General features: G+C 58.4%; 4 protein-coding genes. 2 read left to right on the forward strand and 2 right to left on the reverse strand.

Annotation, left to right across the window (positions count from 1 at the left end; all coding sequences use genetic code 11):
• Window positions 1-408 (reverse strand): 2-amino-4-hydroxy-6-hydroxymethyldihydropteridine diphosphokinase (gene folK / locus A3728_RS11335; RefSeq protein ID WP_236630470.1); only part of this gene is annotated, 408 nt, incomplete at its 3' end.
• 166 nt (window positions 409-574) lie between these two features.
• Between folK and A3728_RS11340 the strand changes: the two genes are divergently transcribed.
• Window positions 575-1,126 (forward strand): LabA-like NYN domain-containing protein, encoded by a 552-nt coding sequence (locus A3728_RS11340; RefSeq protein WP_067923609.1) that lies wholly within the window; start codon window positions 575-577, stop codon window positions 1,124-1,126.
• An 18-nt stretch (window positions 1,127-1,144) separates the two neighbouring features.
• On the opposite strand, the gene A3728_RS11345 is transcribed toward A3728_RS11340, so the two are convergent.
• On the reverse strand, window positions 1,145-2,065 hold the full coding sequence (locus A3728_RS11345) for a response regulator (RefSeq protein WP_067923611.1): 921 nt from the start codon (window positions 2,063-2,065) through the stop codon (window positions 1,145-1,147).
• Between the two features lie 285 nt (window positions 2,066-2,350).
• Between A3728_RS11345 and ispH the strand changes: the two genes are divergently transcribed.
• Window positions 2,351-3,298 (forward strand): 4-hydroxy-3-methylbut-2-enyl diphosphate reductase, encoded by a 948-nt coding sequence (gene ispH / locus A3728_RS11350; protein ID WP_067923614.1) that lies wholly within the window; start codon window positions 2,351-2,353, stop codon window positions 3,296-3,298.
• The last annotated feature ends 174 nt before the right edge of the window (window positions 3,299-3,472 follow it).

Raw genomic sequence — 3,472 nt, forward strand, 5'->3', positions numbered from 1 at the left:
GGTCTTACCCACCTGTTCCGACAGGGGCATTTCCCGCCAGCGACGATGTGTCGCGGCATCCGGCAGCACCGTATCCCCCACCGCAAGAAGGTCGAGATCGAGCGTTCGCCGCCCCCACCGCTCCCCCCGCTTCCGCCCCATCATTGCTTCGATCGCATGCAGATGGCCAAGGGCTTCAGCCGCGGTCCAGTTTGCCTCTAAATTTGCCGCCGCATTGACATAATCTGGCCCATTTCCCGGGGGAAAAGCCGGGCTGTGATACAATCTGCTAGCAGCACGAATCGTCGCGCCGCTTCGTTCAAGTTGTGCCTGCGCTTCGCGCAACAACTCAGCCGAAGTGGCGGTTTTTGACGCAAGGTTACTGCCGAAGGCCACTAGAATACGGTTGCGAAACACACGATTTGACACGCTGGATGCTCCTGAAAGGACGGGTTGATCCGACTGCAAAAGAATATAGGTAACGTAAACGTAAAGCCGGAACCGGGAACTAAGTCGATGCTAGGGTTCGGTTTCCAATAAAAAGAACAAATGGTGAGGCGGGTTGTTACCCGCGCGGACCTCAGAAGGGAATATGATGTTCTATAGGGACGAGCGGCTGGCTCTCTTCATAGATGGCTCGAACCTTTACGCCGCGGCGAAGACGCTGGGGTTCGACATCGACTACAAACTTTTGCGTCAGGAGTTCATGCGCCGGGGCAAGCTCCTCCGGGCATTCTATTATACCGCGCTCCTTGAAAACGACGAATATTCGCCCATTCGCCCCCTTGTGGACTGGCTGAACTACAACGGGTACTCGATGGTGACTAAACCGGCCAAGGAATATACTGACAGCCTTGGCCGTCGGAAGGTCAAGGGAAACATGGACATCGAGCTTGCCGTCGATGCCATGGAACTCGCCCCTCATGTCGACCATATCGTGATCTTCTCGGGCGATGGTGATTTCCGCCCGCTGGTCGAAAGCCTTCAGCGGCAGGGCGTGCGCGTTTCCGTTGTCAGCACGATACGAAGCCAGCCGCCCATGATCGCCGACGATCTGCGTCGGCAGGCCGACAACTTCATCGAACTGGAAGATTTGCGCGACGTCATCGGACGGCCCCCGCGCGATAACGCCCCGGGCGAACAATAGACGGCGAAGACGCGGTCGTTACCGCCCGAGGCGGCCGATCGCGTTTTCAATGAGATGCAGCGGCCATGTGTCCTTCGGCTGTTCGGCATAGCTCGCACTGGCGAAACTGACGCGCGTTCTGAGGCCGCAGCACCGCAGATAGGCTTCATCCATCTCGGCGAAGACCTTGGCCAGATCGCGGTGCACCATCTCGTTCAGGTCCGGCAGATCCACATAGGACATCAACAGAAACAGGCCGCGCCCTTTGTGACAGACCAGTCCTTTTAGCTTTCCCACCTGCTCCACCAGGGCATCCGCGACCGCGCTTAGATAGGATACCTGCCGTTCGGCAGAAAGACGGCGCATGATGCTGTCCATATCCTCCACCTGCAATGCAACGACATTGAGCTTTCGCCCCGAACTCGGCTCAAGCTGGAGCAGGCAGTTCTCGAACGCGATGGGAGAGACGAGACCGCCGTCCCCCAGCTTCTTCATGGCACCGCGCTGCTTCATCATCTCGATATGCTGCGGCAAGCTTTCACCCGCCCCCGCCGTTGCGTGGGCCCGGTGCCAACGCGCGATCTCGAAGCTATGCATCTCTATGGCATGCATCCGGGTTTCGAGATCGAAGAGTTCGAAGGGTTTGACCAGATAGTCCAGCGCACCCGCGGCGAAAGCCTCCGCGATATATTGGGGGCTTTCCTGTGCGGTCGACATCACGATCGGCACGAAAGCATAGACAGGCCGACTGCGAATATCGGCGATAAGTTCGATCCCGGATTTATCCGGCATCTTGATGTCCAGTAGAAAGCAGTCGAAGGGGGTTCTCGTCGCGTCGATCTGTTCGATCGCATCCGCCGCGTTCTGTGACAGGTGAACGTCGGCATATCCTATATTCAAAAGGAAGGTTTTGCAGATATCCAGAACGATCGGGTCATCATCGACGACGAGTATCTTCATAGGCTCAGTACCATTACTCTGAGGGCCCACGCGAGAGAGGCGCGACCACCTCGATTATTTGAGCGTTAACGTAGGGTAAACGCCCGTGCATAACTCTATTGATGAGCGGACACTCGCCTACCCTATGCCAATCTTATCCACAACTCCACCAATTTTTTAACCTAAAGTTGAACTTGTTAACAATTTTTAAACCAAATCGAAAAATGTGTTTTTTCGGTGTCAATACCGGGGGTCTGGACGCATCCCGCCCCAACCCTTACCTGTGCCCCAACGCAGGAGGCATCGATGTCCAATACGCCGCTTACTCTCTACCTTGCCGCGCCACGCGGTTTCTGCGCCGGTGTGGACCGTGCGATCAAGATCGTCGAGATGGCGTTAGAAAAATGGGGTGCCCCAGTCTTCGTGCGGCATGAGATCGTGCACAACAAATATGTCGTGGACGAATTGCGCGAACGCGGCGCGGTCTTCGTGGAGGAACTGGACGAATGCCCCACCGACCGCCCGGTGATCTTTTCCGCCCATGGCGTCCCCAAAGCCGTCCCCGCCGCGGCCGAAGCGCGCAACATGATCTACGTCGATGCGACCTGTCCGCTCGTAAGCAAGGTACATATCGAAGCCCAGCGACACCATGAGGCCGGCCTCCAAATCGTCATGATCGGCCACGCGGGCCACCCTGAAACCGTCGGCACCATGGGCCAACTCCCCGAGGGTGAGGTGCTGCTGGTCGAAACCCCCGAAGATGTGGCAACGCTCAGGGTGCGGGACCCCGAGCGGCTTGCCTATGTCACCCAGACCACCCTCAGCGTTGACGACACAACCGATATCGTAGCCGCCCTGAAAGCGCGGTTTGCGGCAATCGTCGGCCCCCACAAGGAAGACATCTGCTATGCCACGACCAATCGGCAGGAAGCGGTGAAGGCGATGGCCCCTCATTGCGATGCTATCCTTGTGGTCGGCGCACCGAACTCTTCCAACTCCCGCCGCCTCGTCGAGGTAGGCGCCCGGGCCGGATGTGCCTATGCGCAACTGGTACAGCGCGCCACCGACATCGATTGGCGCAGTCTCGACGGTATTCGAAGCATCGGCATCACCGCTGGCGCATCCGCCCCCGAAGTGCTGATCGACGAGGTCATCAATGCTTTCCGGGATCGCTATGACGTCACTGTCGAACAAGTCGAAACCGCGCAGGAGCGGGTTGAATTCAAGGTCCCCCGCGTCCTGAGGCAGGCATGAAGGGCATTCCGTCCGGGGCGCTTACCCTCGGGCTGGCAGGTTTGATCCCCTTTTTCTGGGGCGCTCTGCTGATCCTCGGTCTCGACGCTGGCAGGCTGCCGTTGCCCGCGGCGCTGCAGGGCGACGGGCGTCTGGTTCTTCTGCGCTATGGCGGGATCATTCTGCCGTTCATGT

Source organism: Sulfitobacter sp. HI0040, assembly GCF_001634885.1.
In the GTDB taxonomy this organism is placed as follows: domain Bacteria; phylum Pseudomonadota; class Alphaproteobacteria; order Rhodobacterales; family Rhodobacteraceae; genus Sulfitobacter.

Bases quoted from the DNA above. Each gene is read 5' to 3' on its own strand.
- A3728_RS11340 (WP_067923609.1), top strand. From the start codon at position 575: ATGTTCTATAGGGACGAGCGGCTGGCTCTCTTCATAGATGGCTCGAAC.
- A3728_RS11345 (WP_067923611.1), bottom strand. From the start codon at position 2,065: ATGAAGATACTCGTCGTCGATGATGACCCGATCGTTCTGGATATCTGC.
- ispH (WP_067923614.1), top strand. From the start codon at position 2,351: ATGTCCAATACGCCGCTTACTCTCTACCTTGCCGCGCCACGCGGTTTC.